Genomic DNA, 19811 nt, shown 5'->3' on the forward strand with positions numbered 1-19811 from the left:
GCGGTCGCCCGGCAACCGTTTTACCATGTTCCGCGAACTTCTGCCGCCAAATCCCGGACAACCAAGAAAAAATGCCCCGCCTCCTCCTGCTTTCGCTGTTCGTCCTGCTGACCGCCTGCAATACCCTGTCCCTGCGGCCCGCCCAAACCGAAGAGGCGCCCGTGGCGGCGGTGCCCGAACCGGCCAGCCTGGCGGCCGATGCCGATCATCCGGCCGCCCTGTGGCCGGCGATCCAGGCCCGCCGGGCAGCCGAGACACCCCCTCCGCCGGCGGAACCCGGCGATCTCTGGGCCCGGATCCGGGCGGGTTTCAGCCTGCCCGACGTGGATCACCCCCGGGTACAGGCCCAGCTCGACTGGTATGCCCGCCATCCCGCCTACATGGCGCGGGTGGCCGAGCGGGCCCGGCCCTACCTGCATCACATCGTGGAGATGGTGGAAGACAGCGGCCTGCCGGCCGAGATTGCCCTGCTGCCCATCGTCGAGAGCGCCTTCCAGCCCTTCGCCTACTCCCACGGCCGGGCGGCGGGGATCTGGCAGTTCATTCCCGCCACCGGCCGGCGTTACGGCCTCAAGCAGAACTGGTGGTATGACGGCCGGCGCGACGTGCTGGCCTCCACCCGTGCCGCCATCGCCCTGCTGGACAACCTCTACCGCGAATTCGACGGCGACTGGCTCCTGGCCCTGGCCGCCTACAACTCGGGCTCCGGCACCGTGCGCAGGGCCGTGCGCAACAACCGCCGGCGCGGCCGCCCCACCGACTTCTTCCACTTGCGGCTGCCCCGTGAAACCCGCGCCTACGTGCCCAAGCTGCTGGCCCTGAAGAAGCTGATCGCGGCCCCCGAAAAGTACGGCCTGAACCTGCCGCCGATCCCGGATCGGCCCTATCTTGCGGAAGTGCACCTGGACGCCCAGATCGATCTGGCCCGCGCCGCGGAACTGGCCGGCATCTCACTGGACGAGCTGTACCGCCTGAACCCCGGCTTCAACCGCTGGGCGACCGCCCCGGACGGCCCCCACATCCTGCTCATTCCCCGCGATCGGGTCGAGGCCTTTGCCGAGGGCCTGAAGAACCTGCCGCCGGAGAAACGGATCCGCTGGGTCCGCTACCGCATCCGTCAGGGCGACACCCTCAGCACCATCGCCGTGCGGCACAACGTGAGCATCGTCACCCTCAAGCGGGTGAACGGCATCCGCGGCTCACGCTTGCGTGCCGGGCACAGCCTGATGATCCCCGTCGCCAGCCGCAACGCCCGCGAATACCGGCTGAGCGCCGATCAGCGCCAGCGACGCCAGCAGAACACGCCGCGCCGGGGCGTCAAGGTGGTGCACATCGTGCGGCCGGGCGATACCTTCTGGGATCTGGCCCGCGCCCACGGCGTGAACGTGCGCGCCCTGGCCCGCTGGAACGGCATGGCGCCACGCGATCCCCTCGTGCCCGGCCAGAAACTGGTCATCTGGTCCCGCCGCGGCCAGGCCGCCGCCGACCGGCTGACCCCCGTGAATTTCACCCCGCCGCCGCAACGCCGCGTCACCAGGCGCATCGGCTACCGCGTTCGCAAGGGCGACTCCCTGGCCCGCATCTCCCGCAAGTTCCGCGTCAGCATCAACCAGTTGCGCAAATGGAACAACCTGCCCAAGGGCCGGTATCTGCAACCCGGCCAGCGACTCGTGGTGTATGTGGATGTGACGGCGCAGTCGAGCTGAACACCGTTACGAACAATCCAACGCCAAGACGCGAAGGCGCGAAGCTCGCAAAGGTTGTTTACTAATCCCATTCACGAAGTCTGTCCCAACACAAAGCCATCCTGCTTTGCGCCTTCGCGTCCTTGCGCCTTTGCGTTGGATTTTCACCCATCGATGAGGTGGCACTTCACGACACGTCCGTCCGCCAGTGTGACGGGGCCGGGATAGCTTTCTGTGCAGACCGGCATGGCATCAGGGCAGCGGGGGTGGAAGTGGCAACCGGTGGGCGGCTCGATGGGGGACGGGAGTTCGCCCTCGAGGCGGATGATTTCGCGGCCATCGGCGTCGAGGGTGGGGACGGCGGACAGGAGCGCCCGGGTGTAGGGATGGCGGGGATCGTCGAGGATGGCGTCCACCGGCCCCTGTTCGACGATGCGGCCGAGGTACATCACGGCCACGTCGTGAGCCAGATAGGCGACCACCGAGAGGTTGTGGGTGATGAACAGGTAGCCAAGTCCCAGGCGCTTTTGCAGATCCCTGAGCAGGTTGAGGGTCTGGGCCTGCACCGAGACGTCCAGCGCCGAGGTGGGCTCGTCGCAGACGAGGAGTTTCGGCTCCACCGCCAGGGCACGGGCGATGCAGATCCGCTGGCGCTGGCCGCCGGAGAACTCGTGGGGGTAGCGCTGGGCCGCTTCCGGGGGCAGGCCCACCTGTTCCAGCAGTTCGGCGACCCGCCGGGCCCGCTCGGCGGGGGTGCGAACGATGCCCTGGGCGCGCATGCCTTCCTCGATGATGCTGCGGATCATCATGCGCGGATTCATGGCGGAGAAGGGATCCTGGAAGATGATCTGCAGCCGCGAGCGCAGGCGGCGCATCCGAGCCGCCGGCAGGCGCAGCAGATCGGTACCTTCGAAACGCACCTCGCCGGCCGTGGGTTCGATGAGCCGCAGCAGGGCCTTGCCCGCCGTGGTCTTGCCGCAGCCCGATTCGCCCACCAGGGCCAGGGTACGGCCGGCGGGAATGCGCAGATCCACGCCGTCCACCGCATACACCTGGCCCACCACGCGCTTGAACAGGCCCTTGCGGATGGGAAAGTGGACTTTCAGATCACGCACTTCGAGCAGGGGCTCGGCTTCGCCGGGCGGCGCCTCGGCGGCCTCGCCCGCAGCCGGAGGACGGGCCACGGCCGGGGCGTCGATGCCCGGCTGGTAGCGCAGGCAGCGCACGCCGTGGGGCTCGCCCTCCTCCGCCAGTTCGATCCAGGCCGGGGCCTGTTCGCGGCAGCGCAGCCAGGCCTCGTCGCAGCGCTCGGCGAAACGGCAGCCGGTGAAGCGCCGGTCGAGGGGCGGGACCGTGCCGCTGATGGTCTCGAGCCGCCGGCCACGCTTGCGGCGGTCGGGCACGGCGGCGAACAGCTTGCGCGAATAGGGATGCAGGGGCCGGGCGAAGAAGGCCTGGCGGCTTGCGGCCTCGACGATCTGCCCGGCATACATCACGGCCACGTGATCCACCGTTTCGGCGACGATGCCGAGATCGTGGGTGATGAGCAGCATGGCCATGCCCGTCTCCTGCTGGATCTTCGCCAGCAGTTCCAGCACCTGCGCCTGGATGGTCACGTCGAGGGCGGTGGTGGGCTCGTCGGCGATGAGCAGATCCGGCTCGCCGGCCAGGGCCATGGCGATCATCACCCGCTGCTTCATGCCGCCGGAGAGCTGGTGGGGATAGTCGTCGACCCGCCGCGCCGGCGCCGGAATGCCCACCGCATCCAGCAGTGCCACGGCCCGCTCGCGCCGGGCGCGCCCGCCCAGGCCCAGATGCTGCGCCAGCACTTCACCAATCTGCTCGCCCACGGTCATCACCGGGTTGAGGGAGGTCATGGGCTCCTGGAAGATCATGCTGATCCGGTGGCCGCGCACGCCGCGCATCTGCTGCTCGGAGAGATCCAGCAGATCCCGCCCGTCGAACCACACCTGGCCGCCGGTGATCCGCCCCGCAGGGCGCGGCACCAGTTGCAGCAGGGCCAGGGCGGTCATGGACTTGCCGCAGCCCGACTCGCCCAGCAGGGCGAAGGTCTCGCCGCGGCGGATGCGGAAGTCCACGCCATCCACGGCACGCACCGCCCGCGCCCCCTGGCCGAAGGTCACGCGCAGATCGCGCACGTCGAGCAGGATGTCGTCGCTCATGCCGGTTGCTCCCGCAGGCGTGGATCGAAGGCGTCGCGCACGGCGTCGGCGAACAGGTTGGCCGAGAGCACCAGGGCGAACATGAACACGAAGGCCGCCGCCAGCGACCACCACACCACCGGCTCGCGGGCCAGCTCCAGGCGGGCGCCGTTGATCATGTTGCCCCAGGAGAGGGTGGCCGGATCCACGCCCACGCCCACGTAGGAGAGCACCGCCTCGGCCAGCACCAGGCCGCTGAAGTCGAGCACCACGATGATCAGCACGATGTGCAGCACGTTGGGCAGCACGTGCCGGCCGAGAATGGTGAAGTGGCCCACGCCGAAGGCGGTGGCGGCCTGGATGTAGTCCATCTCCCGCAGCTTGAAGGTCTCCCCCCGCAGGAGCCGACAGAGGGTCGTCCAGGAGGTGATGCCGAGGATCACGCACAGGGCCAGCAGGCGCAAATCGGCGCGGTCGGTGGCGGTCTCGAACAGATCCGGGTGGTTGGCGATGTAGACCTGGATCGAGAGCACCGCGGCGGCGATGAGCAGCACGCCGGGGATCGAGCTCAGGGTGGTGTACAGATACTGGATCACGTCGTCCACCCAGCCGCGGAAGTAGCCGGCCATGATCCCGAGCAGGATGGCGAAGGGCAGCATCACCAGGGTGGTGAGGGTGCCGATCACCAGCCCGGTGCGGATGCTCTTGATGGCGAGATAGAGCACGTCCTCTCCCACCTTGTCGGTGCCGAAGACGTGCCAGTGGCGGCTCCACAGGGCGAACAGGCAGACCGTCACCAGCAGCAGGCCGAGGGTGACGAGGATCGCCCGCCACGGCAGCTCCGTGCGCCCGCGCAGGATGCGCCCGAGCGCCACGCCCACGCCCTGTTGCCAGCGACGGGCCAGCCGCCAGGCCAGCAGCAGGGCGGCGAGCAGTGTCAGCCCCAGGCCCAGCACCAGGCCCGCCAGGCCGGTGCGCAGGATGTCGGGCAGGCGCTCGGCGGGATCGACCAGGTGCGCGCCACCGTGGCGCAGGCGCGGATGGAGGCGCACCTGCCGCCCGTCGGGGAGGGTCACGCTCTCGCGCGAGAGCAGGGTCATGGCGAAGGGGGCCGAATAGGTCTTCTCGGTGCTCTGGCGCAGGGTGACCAGCAGTTCGTCGAGCAGGGTCACCACCTCCACGGCGTACTGGGTCTCGCGCTGGCCGTCCACCGCCGGCAGCGGCTTGCGGAAGTGCACCGAGTCGAGCAGGCCGGTGGCGAGAAAGGCCAGCAGCACCACCGCCGCCACCGCCGCGCGCCGCTGGCGGAAGACCTGCCGCCAGGGATGGCGCAGATGTTCGCGGCGGCGGATCCAGGCCCCCAGGAACAGGGCGCCGGCGAGCAACAGGAAGATCAGGCGATCGGTCCACAGGTACACGGGCAGCACGCCGAAGGCGCCGGGCAGCAGGCGCCAGGCCAGGCCCAGGAGGAGAACCACCAGGGCGGGTTTCCAGAAGCTGCGCCACAGTTCGACCATGCCCTACTCCAGCCGCACCCGCGGATCCACCAGCGTATAGGAGATGTCGGTGAGCACCAGGCCGGCGATGTAGAGCACCGAACCGAGGAACACCATGGCCCGCACGATGGCAAAGTCCTGGGCCTGGATGGCGTCGATGGTGTAACTGCCGAGGCCGGGGATGCCGAAGAAGGATTCCAGCAGCAGGCTGCCCATGAACAGCAGGGGAATGATCACCACCGCCCCGGTAAGGATGGGAATCATGGCGTTCTTGAGCACGTGGCGGAACAGCACCCGCGGCTCCGACAGCCCCTTGGCGCGGGCGGTGCGCACGTAGTCCTTGTTGATTTCCTCGAGAAAGATGGTGCGGTACCAGCGGGTGCCGCTGCCGATCCCGCTGACGATCCCGATCACGATGGGCAGGATCAGGAACTTGAAGGCGTTGGCCCCGCCGTCGTAGCCGGAGATCGGCACCAGGTGCAGCAGCTTGCCCACCAGGTACTGGCCGCCGATGATGTAGAACAGGGTGGAGATGGACATCAGCACCACGCACAGCACCACGCCCCACACGTCGATGTAGGTGGCGCGGAAGAAGGCCAGCAGCATGGCGAAGCTGATGTTGACCAGGATCCCCACCAGGAACACCGGCACCGCGATGGCCAGCGAGGGCCACATGCGCTGGCGGATGTCCCAGGCGATGTCGCGGCCGTCGTCGGCGCGGCCAAAGCGGAAGGCGAACAGGCTGACCGACTTGGTGAAGAAGATGGTGTCGGTGAGCCGCTGTAATCCTTCTTGCGCGCCGTTGAACAGCAGCGGCTTGTCGTAGCCGCGTTCGGCCTTCCACTTCTCGATGGCCTCCGGCGTGACCCGTTTCACCCCCAGATGCATGCGCGCCATGTCGTCAGGGCTGTTGACCACGAAGAACAGGGTGAAGGTGAGCAGGTTCACCCCGATGAGGATCGGGATGGCATAAAGCAGGCGACGGACGATGTAGGCCAGCATGCCTAGCCTCCCTCCCGGGCCGAGGCCCGTTCGCGCCGCCGCCAGGCCACGAAGGCCGGGACCAGGCTCAGCCCCAGGCTGCCGAACAACAGCCAGACGGGCCACAGCACCGGCCGGTTCCACTCGGCCCGCAACCGCTCGCGCAGGGCGGGATCGATGCGCCGGTACATGAGGGTGTTGTGGGCCATGAGGTTGGGCTTGGCATTGTGATACCAAGCATGATGAAGGGTGAACTGGCGGGGATGAAAGCCCCAGATCCAGGGGGCGTCGCGGCGCACGATGTCCACCAGGCGGCGGATGAGGGCCAGCCGCTCGGGCCCGTCATCCATGTTCTTCATGCGCTCGAACAGGGCGTCGAACTCGGGGTTGGCATAGTTGGCGGCGTTCTCGCCGCCGTGCTTCACCTTGCCATTGGGCCCGTAGAGCAGGAACAGAAAGTTCTCGGGATCGGGATAGTCGGCGTTCCAGCCCCACTGGAAGAGCTGGGCGTTGCCCTTGCGCATCTTTTCCTGGAAGCGGTTGTAGTCGGTGTTGCGGATCACCAGTTGCAGATCGATCTTGCGGAACTGCTTGCGCAGCCAGTCGAAACGCGCCTTGTCCTCGGGGCCGCCGCCGGTCACGTCCAGATGGATGAGCAGCGGCTTGCCGGTGGCCGCATCACGCCCGTGAGGATAGCCCGCCTCGGCCAGCAGGCGTTTCGCCTCGGCGATGGACTTGCGCACCGGGCGGCCATCGCGCCAGTCGTACACATAGGGATTGATGCCCTCGCGGCCTTCCTCGTAACCGAAGATCCCGGGCGGGATCGGCCCCTGCGCCGGGATCCCGCGGCCGTTGGCGAAGATGGCGATGAACTCCTCGTAGTCCACGGCGATGGAGATGGCCCGGCGCAACAGGCGCGCCCGCCGCGAATCGCCCCCCACCACCGGGTCGAGCATGTTGAAGCCCATGTAATAGATGGAAGCCTGCACCGCCGTCACCAGGCGGATGCCCTTGGCGCGCAGCAGGGGCGTCAGCGCCGCCTCGCCCCCGGCGCTGAACTGGATGGCCTGATCGAAACTGTCGGAACTCACCCCGGAGACGTCGTAATAGCCCTGCAGGAACTTGTTCCAGTAGGGGATCGACTCCTTCTCCAGGCTGTAGATCACCTTGTCCACGAAGGGCAGCGGCTTGCCGGCATCCCTTAGCCAGCCGCGGGCGCGATCGCGCGGCTCGCCCTCGCGCGGATAGATCTGGCCGTGGAAGTTGGGATTGCGCTCGAGCACCATGCGCCGGTTGGGGTTGTTCTCGGTGAGCATGTAGGCGCCGGTGCCGACGGGATACCAGTCGAGAGTGAGGTTGCGTTCGGCCATGCCCGGCTGCGAATAGAAGCGATCCGCCTCCCAGGGCATGGGAGCGAAGAAGGGCATGGCCAGCCAGTAGCGCATCTGCGGATACTTGCCGCGGATGCGGATGCGGTAGGTATGGCGGTCCAGCACCTGCACGTCTTCGAGCGGGTACTTGCGCAGGTCCAGCCAGCCCTGCCCGCCCTGCGTGGCCAGCGCCGCTTCCAGCGTCCTGCCATAGGCCTCGAGATGGACCAGATAATCCGCCATCAGGCTCTGGATGGGCGAATGGGTGCGCGGATGGGCCAGCCGTTTGATCTGGTAGACGTAGTCGGCCGCCACCAGCTCCCGGCTGCCGGTATGGGGAAAGTCGGCCAGGGTCCGGATGCCTTCCAGATCCGCGGGCGAGAGATCGAGGTAACGGTAGCGACCCTGGGCGTCGCGGGCGAAGGCCGGATGGGGCTGATAGCGGATCCCCGGCCGAAGGCGGATGGTGTATTCGCTCCAGGCGATGTCCGCCGCCGGGGCATCGTCCGGCAGGCGTCGGCCGGCGCGATCGAAATAGGCCACCTCGGGCAGGGCCGCCGCGGTCAACGGCACCAGGGTATAGGGGCGCTTGAGAAAATGGTACTGCAGGGGCGGCTCGTAGATCTGGCCGAGGAAGACGTATTCGTTGGAGCTGTAGGCCCGCACCGGATCCAGGTGCTTGGGCCGCTCGCTGAAGGAGGAATAGAGAATGTTCTGACCACGCTCGGCGGCCGGATAGGGATTGTTCCAGGGTTGCGGCCCGCAGGCGGCGAGCAGCAGCCCCAGGCACAGGGCCAGCCCGCCACGCAGGACGCTCCGCGCGTATTCCCATCGCAGACCGAGACTCACGCCCCGCCGCCCTCCCGGGTGGGACAGGGGGCACGTCGCGCGGGTGGAATCGGGAGACTCGCCGGAGACACCGTCTTCATGGACATCCTGTGCTGGTTTGGCTGGCAGTGACATCCTGCCACCGGGCCGGGAACGAGTAAATAGCCGCCACCACGCCCCGCCGGTTCACGGTTTACAGACGCCGCATAGCGCCGCACAATACCCCCATTCCGTCCACCCTTTCCGAAACGACACGAAAAAGGACAAGACCATGGGTTTCCTGCAAGGCAAACGCGCACTGATCGTCGGACTCGCCAGCAACCGCTCCATCGCCTGGGGCATCGCCCAGGCCATGCGCCAGCAGGGCGCCGAGCTGGCCTTCACCTACCAGAACGACAAGCTCGAGAGCCGCGTGGCCAAGATGGCCGCCGAACTGGGCTCGGAAATCGTGGTGCCCTGCGACGTGGCCTCCGACGAACAGATCGAGGCGGTGTTCGACAAGCTCGACGATTTCTGGGACGGCCTCGACATCCTCGTGCACTCGGTGGCCTTCGCCCCCCGCGAGGCGCTGGAAGGCGATTATCTGGACAGCGTGAGCCGCGAAGCGTTCAACATCGCCCACGAGATCTCCTCCTACAGCTTCGCCGCCTTGGCCAAGGCCGGCCGCAACATGATGGAGGGCCGCAACGGCGCCCTGCTCACCCTCAGCTATCTGGGCGCCGAACGGGCCATGCCCAACTACAACGTCATGGGCCTGGCCAAGGCCAGCCTCGAGGCCAACGTGCGTTACATGGCCCAGAGCCTCGGCCCCGACGGCATCCGCGTCAACGCCATCTCCGCCGGGCCCATCAAGACCCTGGCCGCCGCCGGGATCAGCAACTTCCGCAAGATGCTCGACGAGGTGGAGAAGACCGCTCCCCTGCGCCGCAACGTCACCATCGAGGACGTGGGCAACGCCGCCGCCTTCCTCTGCTCCGATCTGGCCGCCGGGATCACCGGCGAAGTGACCTACGTGGATTCGGGCTACAACATCATCGGCATGCGGCCGCTGGATGCGGAGTGACGTGCGTTTTCAACGCAAAGGCGCCAAGAACGCGAAGGTTCTTTTGTGAGGTTCTTGGGTAGGAGCGGCGAGGGCGCCGCTCCTACACGGAAAACCTTCATGCCTTGCTGTGGATTCCCGTCGTGCCGCCGACCTGGCGGCGGGCCGTTCATGTGCGCAGGATGCCCTTCTCGCCCTCGCTGCGGGCGATGATCACGGCCCCGCAGGAATCGCTGAACACGTTCACCGCAGTGCGGAACATGTCGAGGATCCGATCCACCGCCAGGATCAGGCCCAGGGCTTCCAGCGGCAGGCCGATGGTGCCGAGGATGATGGTGATGGCCACCAGGCTGGCGGCGGGAATGCCGGCCACGCCGATGGAGGTGAGGAGCGCCACCAGCACCACGATGAACTGAGTGGCGAAGGACAGCTCCAGGCCGTAGGCCTGGGCGATGAACAGGGCGGCCACGCACTCATACAGGGCCGTGCCGTCCATGTTGACCGTGGCGCCCAGGGGCAGCACGAAGCTGGAGGTGCGGTTGGAGACGCCCGCGTTCTTCTCCACGCATTCGATGGTCAGCGGCAGGGTGGCCGACGACGAGGCGGTGGAGAAGGCCGTGAGCAGCGCCGGCGCCATGGCAGCGTATTGTCGCCAGGGGTTGACCCGGCCGACGAAGCGCAGCAGCAACGGCAGGGTGACGAACACATGGGTCGCCAGCGCCAGGATCACCGCGAGGAAGAACAGGCCCAGCGAAGAGGCCATCTCGTCGAGCTGATCGGGCGAGATCTCCGCCACCACCTTGGCCACCAGCCCGAACACGCCCAGCGGCGCGAACTTCATGACCAGATCGGTGATTCGCATCATGGTCTGGTACACGCCTTCCCAGAACGAATGCTGGGTGGCGGCGTGGGGGGCGTCGATCCGGGTCATGAAGAAACCGAACAGCAGGCTGAAGAAAATCAGCCCCAGCATCTGGCCGTTGGCGGCGGCCGCGACGATGTTGGGCGGCACCATGCTCAGGAACACGTCGGCGATGTCGCCCGCGCCCCGCTCACCCACCTTTTCCGCCACGGTGGCGGCCTGGCCGGCGTCCAGCCCCAGCAGTTCCCGGGCGGGCGTGCCGTCGATGATGCCGGGCTGGAAGAGGTTGACGAACAGCAGCCCGGTGAGGATGGCCAGCAGGCTGGTGACCAGGTAATAGAGCAGGGTCTTGCCGCCCAGCCGTCCCAGCCCTTCACCCTGCCCCATCCCGGCGATGCCGACGATGATCGAGGAGAAGATCAGCGGCACGATGATCATCTTCAGGGCATTGAGGAACAGGGTGCCGATGAAGCGGAAGGCGTCGTAGAAAAGGATGCCGAACAGGCCGTGCGTCGTGCCCGCCAGCGAACCGGCGATGACCGCCAGCCCCAGGGCGATGAGGATCTGCCAGTGCAGCTTCAGTTTGAACATCCGTTTTCTCCCGATGGCTGGCGAAGGGGAAGATCGCGGTAAACGGCGGTTGCGGGATGACCCCCGTGGCCGGGGCTGCCGCGTTCGTTTCCCGTCAGAACTCGTCGCTGTTCACCAGCTCGAGATGACGGGTGATGTCGGCCTCGCTTTCCAGGCGGTCGATCCAGGCATTGAACTCACTGGCACCGAGAACCCGGCGCAGGGCCTCGCGCCGTGAATTGGCCTGGGCGCCCTGCAAGTCCACCTCGCCATCCACTACCCGGAACAGGCCCACCACGGCCACCCGCTGGGGATCGATCAGGGTGCTGACGAACACGGGCTTGCCGTCATGCGGCCGGGGAATGTCGAACAGGGCCTTGCGCACGGCCGGTTCCACGGCCGCCTTTTCTCCGGCTTTGGCGCCCTGGCGCGCCAGCAGGCCCGCCGACACCCAGCGCTGCTCGTACTGCTTCGCCACTGCTTCGGGCGGTGTGCCCGCTTCGAGCGCCACGATGGCGGCCTCGGCATCCTTCAGAGCCTGTTCGCGGGCCTTCTCCCCTTTCAGGGCCGCGATCACCTGCTCGCGGACCTCGTCGAGCGGACGCACGGTGGCCGGACGGTGATCCGCATCGCGCAGCACCATCACCCGGGTGTCGGACAGTTCCAGCAATTCGCTGTTGCGCCCTTCATGCAGCACTTCGTCACTGAAGGCCGCGGACAGGATGCGCGGATCGTCGAAAGGCGGCGGCGCATGATCGCGGGTGATCCAGGGCCCCTCTTGGAGAGGCACGCCCAGTTCCTCGGCCACCGGCTCGAGGGTATCGGGGATTTCGAAACTCAGATCGTTGAGGCGGGCCACCAGATCGTTGAAGCGCTGCTCGGCCTGCTGCATCTGCAGTTCCTTGCGGATCTGCTCACGCACTTCCTTCAGGGTCCGATAGCGGGGAGGCTTGATGTCTTCCACCTCGATCAGGTGATAGCCGAACCGGGTGCGCACCGGCCCACCCAGTTCGCCCTTCTTCAGGGAAAAGGCCAGCTTGTCGAAGGCCGGATCCATGCTGCCGGGCGTGATGTAACCCAGATCCCCGCCCTTCTCCGCCGTGAGCGGATCCTGGGAGGCCGCCCTGGCCACCTCGGCGAAGGATTCGCCCTGACGGATCCGCCTGGCCAGCGTCTCGATGGTTTCCCGGGCCTTGGCATCCTCGGCCGGGTCGTCGACCGTGATCAGGATGTGCCGCACCCGGCGCCGCTCCGGCTCGAGCAGGTAGTTCTCGTGATACTGTTCGTAATGGGCGCGGATTTCCTCGTCGCTGATCTGGATCCCGCTGGCCATCTTCTCCAGATCGATCTCCACGTACTGCAGTTTCACCGCCTCCGGCACCTGGAAACGCGACTTGTTCTTCGCGTACCAGTCGGCAATGGTCTTCTCGTCGAGTTTCACCCGGTCCTGGTAACGGGCCACGGGCAGGAGGAAGTAGCCGGCCTCGCGCTGCTGGCCTTCCAGACGCAGGACGTCACGCAACCGCGCCTCGGTGACCACCGCGCTTTCCTGAATACCGCCCTGCAGATACTGCTGGGCGATGTCCCGCGCCACCTGCAACACGAACAGATCCGGATCCATGCCCTGCACCCGCATCACCTGGTTGTAGCGTTCGGCGGAGAACTTGCCGTCTGCGCCCTGGAAGGCCGGAATCTCGTGGATGGTCCTGGCCACCTGTTCGAAGGCCACATGGAAGTTGTCGTCGGCCAGGGCCTGATCGATCAGCACCCGGCGGATCAGGCTTTCGAGCACCTGCTGTTTCATGCGGCTTTCGTCGAACAGCTCGGGGCGGTAGTTCTCTCCCAGCATCTGCTGCAGGCGCTCGCGCATGTTCTGATATTCGCGCAGGAATTCGGCCTGACTGATGTCCGTGCCGTTGACGCTGGCCACCACGGCCTTGCCGCCGCCACCCAGATAGCTGCTGAGCCCGAACAGGGCGAAGGTGATGATGATGAGTCCGACGATGATCCAGACGATCAGACCCTGGGCGCGATCACGGATGGCTTGCAGCATACGGGGAAGCCTTGTGGTTGCGAATGTGCGGTGTGCAGATAACAAAAAAGGGCGTGCATCCTGCGGCGCCCTTTCTTGCTGTTGTGTGGCGGACCGGACGGGACTCGAACCCGCGACCTCCGGCGTGACAGGCCGGCATTCTAACCAGCTGAACTACCGGTCCACAACCTGGTGGGTGCTGCAGGGATCGAACCTGCGACCCTCGCCTTGTAAGGGCGATGCTCTCCCAGCTGAGCTAAGCACCCTGAATCGAGGCGCGCTAGTTTACGGCATCCTTCAGCGCTTTTCCAGCCTTGAAACCCGGAACTTTTGCCGCGGCGATCTGAATGGCCTCACCGGTGCGGGGGTTGCGACCGGTACGGGCAGCGCGCTCCTTGACGGAGAAGGTGCCGAAACCGACCAGGGTGACCTGATCGCCCTTGGCCAGGGCGGCGGTAATGGTGTCGAGCAGGGTGTCGACGGCGCGAGTGGCAGCGGCCTTGGAAATGTCGGCCCCTTCGGCAACGGCATCGATGAGTTCGGTTTTGTTCACAGAATCCCCCTGGGCATGTATCGAGAAAAAGGAATATGGCTAAAAAAAACACCGCCATGAACACTGGCGGTTTTGCGTATTCGAAAACGAGCAGGATTTATACCAATTCGGGCTTGGGCAGGTCAAGGAAAGCGCTTCGATCGTGCGGAAAAATTCACAAAATTAGCGCTTTTTTCAGACTTGACACCCACGGCCGGCCCGGGTCTGAATATTTTTTCGCCAAACATGAAAAACCCGGTGCCGGTTTCACCGGCACCGGGTTCGGCGGCAGAACAATCCGCTTTAGTGATGGTGGATGGACTTGGCGCTGCTCTCGGCCTTCTCCGCGGCCTTGACCGGCTCCCCTTCCGGGGGCAGCGGCTCGGGCTGACGGGTCAGGGCCACTTCCAGCACCTGGTCGATCCACTTGACCGGCTTGATCTCCAGCGATTCCTTGATGTTGTCCGGAATCTCGGCCAGATCGCGCACGTTCTCCTCCGGGATCAGCACGGTCTTGATGCCGCCCCGGTGGGCCGCCAGGAGCTTCTCCTTGAGCCCGCCGATGGGCAGCACCTCGCCGCGCAGGGTGATCTCGCCGGTCATGGCCACGTCGGCCCGCACCGGGATGTCGGTCAGGGCCGAGACCAGGGCGGTGGCCATGCCGATGCCGGCACTGGGCCCGTCCTTCGGGATGGCCCCTTCCGGCACGTGCACGTGGATGTCGGTCTTCTCGAAGGTCTCCGGCGTGATGCCCAGGACGTTGGCACGGCTGCGCACCACGGTCAGCGCGGCCTGGATGGATTCCTTCATCACGTCGCCGAGCTGGCCGGTGACCGTGTACTTGCCCTTGCCGGGCATCACGGCGGTCTCGATGGTCAGCAGCTCGCCGCCCACCTCGGTCCAGGCCAGGCCAGTGACCTGCCCGACCTGGTCCTTCTCCTCGGCCAGGCCGAAGCGGAAGCGGCGCACGCCCAGATACTTCTCGAGATTTTCGGCATCGACCACCACCTTGCCTTCCTGCTCGCCGAGCAGCACTTCCTTGACCACCTTGCGACAGATCTTGGCGATCTCCCGCTCCAGGTTGCGCACGCCGGCTTCGCGGGTGTAGTAGCGAATGATGTCACGCACCGCTTCCTCGCGGATTTCGATTTCCTCTTCCTTGAGGCCGTTGTTCTTCATCTGCTTGGGCACCAGGTAGCGTTCGGCAATGGCCACCTTCTCGTCCTCGGTGTAGCCCGAGAGGCGAATCACTTCCATGCGGTCCAGCAGCGGGCCGGGGATGTTCATGGTATTGGACGTGGCCACGAACATCACCTCGGAGAGATCGAAGTCCACTTCCAGGTAGTGATCGTTGAAGGTGTGATTCTGCTCCGGATCCAGCACTTCCAGCAGGGCCGAGGCGGGATCGCCACGGAAGTCCATGGCCATCTTGTCGATCTCGTCGAGCAGGAACAGCGGGTTGCGGGTGCCCACCTTGGCCAGGTTCTGGACGATCTTGCCCGGCATGGAGCCGATGTAGGTGCGCCGGTGGCCACGGATCTCCGCCTCGTCACGCACGCCCCCCAGGGCCATGCGGATGAACTTGCGGTTGGTGGCACGGGCGATGGACTTGCCCACCGAGGTCTTGCCCACCCCGGGCGGCCCCACCAGACAGAGGATCGGGCCCTTCATCTTCTTCATGCGCTGCTGCACGGCCAGGTATTCGAGGATGCGCTCCTTGACCTTCTCCAGGCCGTAGTGATCCTCTTCCAGCACCTGTTCGGCGCGGGCCAGGTCGTGGCGCACCTTGGAACGCTTCTTCCACGGCACGCTCAGCAGCCAGTCGAGATAGTTGCGCACCACGGTGGCTTCCGCCGACATGGGCGACATCATCTTCAGCTTGCCCAGTTCCGCCTTGGCCTTGGCCTTGGCTTCCTTGGACATGCCGGCCGATTCGATCTTCTTTTCCAGCTCTTCCAGTTCGTTGGGCACTTCCTCGAGATCGCCCAGCTCCTTCTGGATGGCCTTCATCTGTTCGTTCAGGTAGTACTCGCGCTGGCTCTTCTCCATCTGGCGCTTGACGCGGCCGCGAATGCGCTTTTCCACCTGCAGCAGATCGATTTCCGACTCCATCAGCGCCATCAGGTGTTCCAGGCGCTCGCGCAGATCGGTGATTTCGAGGACCTGCTGTTTCTCCTCGATCTTCAGCGACATGTGGGCGGCGATGGTGTCCACCAGCCGACCCGGATCGTCGATGCTCGACAGGGAAGTGAGGATCTCCGGCGGGATCTTCTTATTCAGCTTGACGTACTGATCGAACTGGTTGGTCAGCGACCGGACCAGCACTTCGGCCTCCCGTTCGTCGAGGGCTTCTTCCTCGTAGGTCTTGACCTGGGCGGTGAAGAATTCCTCGTCGCCCAGGAAGCTGACGATGCGCGCCCGGTGATTGCCTTCCACCAGCACCTTGACGGTGCCGTCGGGCAGTTTCAGCAGTTGCAGGATGGTGGAAACGGTGCCGATGCGATACAGATCGTCGGTACCCGGATCGTCGTCGGCCGCGCTCTTCTGGGCAACCAGCAGGATCTGCTTGTCGTTCTCCATGGCCGCTTCCAGGGCCTTGATGGACTTGTCCCGGCCGACGAACAGCGGGATGACCATGTGCGGATAGACCACCACGTCGCGCAGGGGCAGCACGGGAATGGCGGTGAGTTGCTCTTCAAGATGTTCTGACATGATACCTTCTCGTCTTCTGGCTTCATCCGGATCACGGATGTAGACAACGTTGTGGGGTCGCAACCGGTCCCTTTCAAGGGGCCGGCCGGAAAATTGTCATGAAAAACAAAGGGGTATCGATTGATACCCCTTCGTGATTCACTCTTCGGCGGAGGCGGCCCGGGGTTCCGAGCCTTCGTAGATAAAGAGCGGTTCGCCCTCGCCGGTGATCACCGATTCGTCGATGACCACCTTCTCGACCCCCTCCATGGAGGGCAGGTCGTACATGGGCTCGAGCAGCACGTGTTCGAGGATGGAGCGCAGGCCGCGGGCGCCGGTCTTGCGTTCCATGGCCTTGCGGGCCACGGCGCGCAGGGCATCCTCGCGGATCTCCAGCTCGCAGCCCTCCATCTCGAACATCTTGGCGTACTGCTTGGTCAGGGCGTTCTTGGGTTCGGTGAGGATCTGCACCAGGGCCGCCTCGTCCAGCTCCTCGAGGGTGGCGATGACCGGCAGGCGGCCGACGAACTCGGGGATCAGGCCGTAGCGGGTCAGATCCTCCGGCTCCACGTCGCCGAGCACTTCGGAGACGGTCTTCTGCTCGTCCTTGCCCTTGACCTCGGCGCCGAAGCCGATGCCGCCCTTCTCGGAGCGGTCGCGGATGATCTTGTCGAGCCCCGCGAAGGCGCCGCCGCAGATGAACAGGATGTTGGAGGTGTCCACCTGCAGGAACTCCTGCTGGGGGTGCTTGCGTCCGCCCTGGGGCGGCACCGAGGCCACGGTGCCCTCGATGAGCTTGAGCAGGGCCTGCTGCACGCCCTCCCCAGACACGTCGCGGGTGATGGAGGGGTTGTCGGACTTGCGGGAGATCTTGTCGATCTCGTCGATGTAGACGATGCCCGTCTGGGCCTTCTCCACATCGTAGTCGCACTTCTGCAGCAGTTTCTGGATGATGTTCTCCACGTCCTCGCCCACGTAGCCGGCCTCGGTGAGGGTGGTGGCGTCGGCGATGGTGAAGGGCACGTTGAGCAGCCGCGCCAGGGTCTCGGCCAGCAGGGTCTTGCCGCTGCCGGTGGGCCCGATGAGCAGGATGTTGGACTTGGACAGCTCCACGTCGTCCCGCTTCTGGCCGGACTCGAGGCGCTTGTAGTGGTTGTAGACCGCCACCGAGAGGACCTTCTTGGCCTTCTCCTGGCCGATCACGTACTCGTCGAGAATGGCGTTGATTTCGTGGGGCGTGGGGAGCTTGCTGCCCGCGCCGCCGCCGGACTGTTCCTGGACTTCCTCGCGGATGATGTCGTTGCACAGTTCGACGCATTCATCGCAGACGAACACGGAAGGGCCGGCAATCAGCTTGCGGACCTCGTGCTGGCTCTTGCCACAGAACGAGCAGTACAGGAGTTTCCCGTTGTCGCCCGATGAATTCTTGTCGTCGCTCATGATGTTACCTCTGGTCGCTCCGCGTCGTTCCTACCATGCGTCTATTTTGCCCTGATTTCAAGGTTCTGCAAGGTATATATTAAAGTATCCCTGCCGTTTGTCGGGGCAAGGCGGTCACTCGCCGCCGCCGCGGGACACCATCACCTCGTCGATGAGGCCGTATTCGACCGACTCCTCGGCGCTGAGGAAGAAGTCCCGATCCGTGTCCTTCTGGATTCGCTCCATCGGCTGTCCCGTATGTTTGGCAAGGATCCGGTTCAATCGTTCCCGGATCTCCAGAATTTCCTTGGCATGGATCTCGAAATCCGCCGCCTGGCCCTGGAACCCGCCCAGAGGCTGATGAATCATGGCGCGTGAATGGGGCAGCGCATAGCGCTTGCCCTTGGCGCCTCCCGCCAGCAGCACGGCGCCCATGCTGGCGGCCTGCCCGATGCACATGGTGCTCACGTCGGGCCGGATGAACTGCATGGTGTCGTAGATGGACAGGCCCGCCGTCACCGATCCCCCGGGGGAATTGATGTACAGGTGGATGTCCTTGTCCGGATTCTCCGACTCCAGGAACAGCAGCTGCGCGACCACCAGGTTGGCCATGTGATCCTCGACCGGCCCCACCAGGAAGATGACCCGCTCCTTGAGCAGCCGGGAGTAGATGTCGTAGGCCCGTTCCCCGCGGGAGGTCTGTTCGACCACCATGGGGATGAGCTGGCTGCGGATCGCCGCAGGCATGCTGTCAATGATTTTATCGGTCACGGAATGGTTTCCTTTAATGCCCAAAGAATCCCCGGGCCGGCCTCAGGCAGCAGCCTTGGGATTCATTATCTCGTTGAATGTTTGGGGTTTTTCTTCCACCTTGGCCTGTTCGAGCACCCAGTCGACCACCTGCTCCTCGAACACCAGGGACTCCACTTCGCCAAGACGGCGCGGATCGGCGTAGTACCACTTTACCACCTCTTCCGGGTGCTCGTAAGGGGCGGCGATCTCCTCCACCTTGGCCTTGACCCGCTCCGGATCCACCTTGAGATCCTTGGCCTTGACGATCTCCGCCAGCAGCAGGCCCAGCTTCACGCGCCGCTCGGCCTCGTCACGAAACATGCCCGGCTCCAGCTTCAGATCCTCGGCCCGCAAACCCTGGCGGGCGAAGTTGTCCTGCATCTGCCGGGCCAGGGCCTCGGCCTCCTGGGCCACCAGCGCCTCGGGGACCGGGAACTCGTGGCTGCGCAGCAACATGTCCATCACCGCGCCCTTGATCTTGCCGCTCAGCTTGCTGTCCAGTTCCCGCTGCATGTTGGCGCGGATCTCCTCGCGCATCTTGGCCAGATCGCCGTCCTCGACGCCCAGCAACTTGGCGAACTCCGCGTCCACCTCGGGCAGCTTGGGCGCCTCGACCTTCTTGACCTTGATGGCGAACTGCACCGGCTTGCCGGCCAGTTCCTTGACGTGATACTCCTCGGGGAAGGTCAGCTCCAGGGTCTTCTCCTCACCGGCCTTCACGCCCTTGAGGCCGTCCTCGAAGCCGCTGATCAGGCGGCCTTCGCCGATCACCACTTCCATGTCGGTGCCCTCGCCGCCCTCGAAGGGTTCGCCCTCGACGGTGCCCTTGAAGTCCACGGTAACCTTGTCGCCCTCTTCCGCCGGCCGATCGACCGCTTCCCAGGTCATGTTCTGTTGGCGGATGTTCTCGATCATCGCGTCCACGTCTTCCTCGGTGATCTCCACCACCGGCTTGATGACCGTTTCCTGCGACAGATCGGCCAGTTCGATCTCGGGATAGACCTCGAAGGTGGCCACGTATTCGAGCCCCTGGCCGGGCTCAAGGGACTTGGGCTCGAAGTCCGGGGTGCCGGCCGGGCGCAGCTTCTCCTGCTCCACGGCCTCGTAGAAGCTGGACTGGAGCACGTCGCCGATCACGTCCTGGCGAACCTGGGCGCCGTAATGCTGCTGGACGACCTTCAGCGGCACCTTGCCCTTGCGGAAGCCCTTGAGCTTGACCGTCCGGCTCAGATCCTTCAGGCGGCCCTGGACGGCCTCGTCGATGCGCTCCTCTTCAACGGCCACGGTCATGCGGCGCTTCAGGCCGTCTGCGGGTTCAACGGAAACGTGCATTGCAAATCCTCATGAAA

13 protein-coding genes and 2 tRNA genes are annotated in these 19811 nt (G+C 65.4%); 2 read left to right on the forward strand and 13 right to left on the reverse strand.

Going from position 1 to position 19811, the window contains the following annotated elements:
- The first annotated feature begins 71 nt into the window (after nucleotides 1-71).
- On the forward strand, nucleotides 72-1706 hold the full coding sequence (locus ACZ5BH_RS00095; protein ID WP_464889911.1) for a LysM peptidoglycan-binding domain-containing protein: 1635 nt from the start codon (nucleotides 72-74) through the stop codon (nucleotides 1704-1706).
- A gap of 143 nt (nucleotides 1707-1849) precedes the next feature.
- Here the strand turns inward: ACZ5BH_RS00095 and ACZ5BH_RS00100 are convergent, their stop codons facing one another.
- From ACZ5BH_RS00100 to ACZ5BH_RS00115, 4 genes are read right to left on the reverse strand one after another with little or no spacing between them, the layout of a single operon-like run.
- Nucleotides 1850-3868 carry an ABC transporter ATP-binding protein gene (locus ACZ5BH_RS00100; protein WP_464889912.1) on the reverse strand — a complete coding sequence of 673 codons (2019 nt, stop codon included), beginning with the start codon at nucleotides 3866-3868 and terminating at the stop codon, nucleotides 1850-1852.
- A complete protein-coding gene (locus tag ACZ5BH_RS00105; protein ID WP_464889913.1) occupies nucleotides 3865-5364 on the reverse strand; it encodes an ABC transporter permease in 1500 nt (499 codons plus the stop codon). Before ACZ5BH_RS00105 ends, ACZ5BH_RS00100 begins: the two co-directional genes overlap by 4 nt.
- Nucleotides 5365-5367: 3 nt before the next feature.
- Nucleotides 5368-6345: an ABC transporter permease gene (locus ACZ5BH_RS00110; protein WP_464889914.1), complete on the reverse strand. Its 978-nt coding sequence runs from the start codon at nucleotides 6343-6345 to the stop codon at nucleotides 5368-5370.
- 2 nt (nucleotides 6346-6347) lie between these two features.
- Nucleotides 6348-8543: an ABC transporter substrate-binding protein gene (locus ACZ5BH_RS00115; RefSeq protein WP_464889915.1), complete on the reverse strand. Its 2196-nt coding sequence runs from the start codon at nucleotides 8541-8543 to the stop codon at nucleotides 6348-6350.
- A 250-nt stretch (nucleotides 8544-8793) separates the two neighbouring features.
- On the opposite strand from ACZ5BH_RS00115, the gene ACZ5BH_RS00120 reads away from it, so the two are divergent.
- Nucleotides 8794-9585, forward strand: a complete 792-nt coding sequence (locus ACZ5BH_RS00120) for an enoyl-ACP reductase FabI (RefSeq protein ID WP_464889916.1) — start codon at nucleotides 8794-8796, stop codon at nucleotides 9583-9585.
- A 148-nt stretch (nucleotides 9586-9733) separates the two neighbouring features.
- On the opposite strand, the gene ACZ5BH_RS00125 is transcribed toward ACZ5BH_RS00120, so the two are convergent.
- From ACZ5BH_RS00125 to tig, 9 genes are all read right to left on the reverse strand, one after another.
- On the reverse strand, nucleotides 9734-11017 hold the full coding sequence (locus ACZ5BH_RS00125; RefSeq protein ID WP_464889917.1) for a dicarboxylate/amino acid:cation symporter: 1284 nt from the start codon (nucleotides 11015-11017) through the stop codon (nucleotides 9734-9736).
- A gap of 94 nt (nucleotides 11018-11111) precedes the next feature.
- A complete protein-coding gene (locus tag ACZ5BH_RS00130) occupies nucleotides 11112-13049 on the reverse strand; it encodes a SurA N-terminal domain-containing protein (protein ID WP_464889918.1) in 1938 nt (645 codons plus the stop codon).
- 86 nt (nucleotides 13050-13135) lie between these two features.
- A tRNA-Asp gene (locus ACZ5BH_RS00135) sits at nucleotides 13136-13212 on the reverse strand.
- 6 nt (nucleotides 13213-13218) lie between these two features.
- Nucleotides 13219-13294: transfer RNA gene (locus ACZ5BH_RS00140), tRNA-Val, on the reverse strand.
- 14 nt (nucleotides 13295-13308) lie between these two features.
- Nucleotides 13309-13581 (reverse strand): HU family DNA-binding protein, encoded by a 273-nt coding sequence (locus ACZ5BH_RS00145; RefSeq protein WP_464889919.1) that lies wholly within the window; start codon nucleotides 13579-13581, stop codon nucleotides 13309-13311.
- 282 nt (nucleotides 13582-13863) lie between these two features.
- Nucleotides 13864-16272, reverse strand: a complete 2409-nt coding sequence (gene lon / locus ACZ5BH_RS00150) for an endopeptidase La (RefSeq protein ID WP_464889920.1) — start codon at nucleotides 16270-16272, stop codon at nucleotides 13864-13866.
- A gap of 138 nt (nucleotides 16273-16410) precedes the next feature.
- A complete protein-coding gene (gene clpX / locus ACZ5BH_RS00155; RefSeq protein WP_464889921.1) occupies nucleotides 16411-17691 on the reverse strand; it encodes an ATP-dependent Clp protease ATP-binding subunit ClpX in 1281 nt (426 codons plus the stop codon).
- Nucleotides 17692-17805: 114 nt separating this feature from the next.
- Nucleotides 17806-18417, reverse strand: coding sequence for an ATP-dependent Clp endopeptidase proteolytic subunit ClpP (gene clpP / locus ACZ5BH_RS00160; RefSeq protein WP_464891225.1), 612 nt, complete (start codon nucleotides 18415-18417; stop codon nucleotides 17806-17808).
- Between the two features lie 66 nt (nucleotides 18418-18483).
- Entirely contained in the window at nucleotides 18484-19794 is a 1311-nt protein-coding gene (gene tig, locus ACZ5BH_RS00165; protein WP_464889922.1) for a trigger factor, read from the reverse strand.
- Nucleotides 19795-19811: the final 17 nt, after the last annotated feature.

It is taken from the genome of Thioprofundum lithotrophicum (genome assembly GCF_055387065.1).

Excerpts from the sequence above, each read along its gene's own strand:
- ACZ5BH_RS00130 (WP_464889918.1), bottom strand. The coding sequence starts at position 13,049 with ATGCTGCAAGCCATCCGTGATCGCGCCCAGGGTCTGATCGTCTGGATC.
- lon (WP_464889920.1), bottom strand. The coding sequence starts at position 16,272 with ATGTCAGAACATCTTGAAGAGCAACTCACCGCCATTCCCGTGCTGCCC.
- ACZ5BH_RS00105 (WP_464889913.1), bottom strand. The coding sequence starts at position 5,364 with ATGGTCGAACTGTGGCGCAGCTTCTGGAAACCCGCCCTGGTGGTTCTC.
- ACZ5BH_RS00095 (WP_464889911.1), top strand. The coding sequence starts at position 72 with ATGCCCCGCCTCCTCCTGCTTTCGCTGTTCGTCCTGCTGACCGCCTGC.
- clpP (WP_464891225.1), bottom strand. The coding sequence starts at position 18,417 with ATGCCTGCGGCGATCCGCAGCCAGCTCATCCCCATGGTGGTCGAACAG.
- ACZ5BH_RS00100 (WP_464889912.1), bottom strand. The coding sequence starts at position 3,868 with ATGAGCGACGACATCCTGCTCGACGTGCGCGATCTGCGCGTGACCTTC.
- ACZ5BH_RS00110 (WP_464889914.1), bottom strand. The coding sequence starts at position 6,345 with ATGCTGGCCTACATCGTCCGTCGCCTGCTTTATGCCATCCCGATCCTC.
- tig (WP_464889922.1), bottom strand. The coding sequence starts at position 19,794 with ATGCACGTTTCCGTTGAACCCGCAGACGGCCTGAAGCGCCGCATGACC.
- ACZ5BH_RS00120 (WP_464889916.1), top strand. The coding sequence starts at position 8,794 with ATGGGTTTCCTGCAAGGCAAACGCGCACTGATCGTCGGACTCGCCAGC.
- clpX (WP_464889921.1), bottom strand. The coding sequence starts at position 17,691 with ATGAGCGACGACAAGAATTCATCGGGCGACAACGGGAAACTCCTGTAC.
- ACZ5BH_RS00125 (WP_464889917.1), bottom strand. The coding sequence starts at position 11,017 with ATGTTCAAACTGAAGCTGCACTGGCAGATCCTCATCGCCCTGGGGCTG.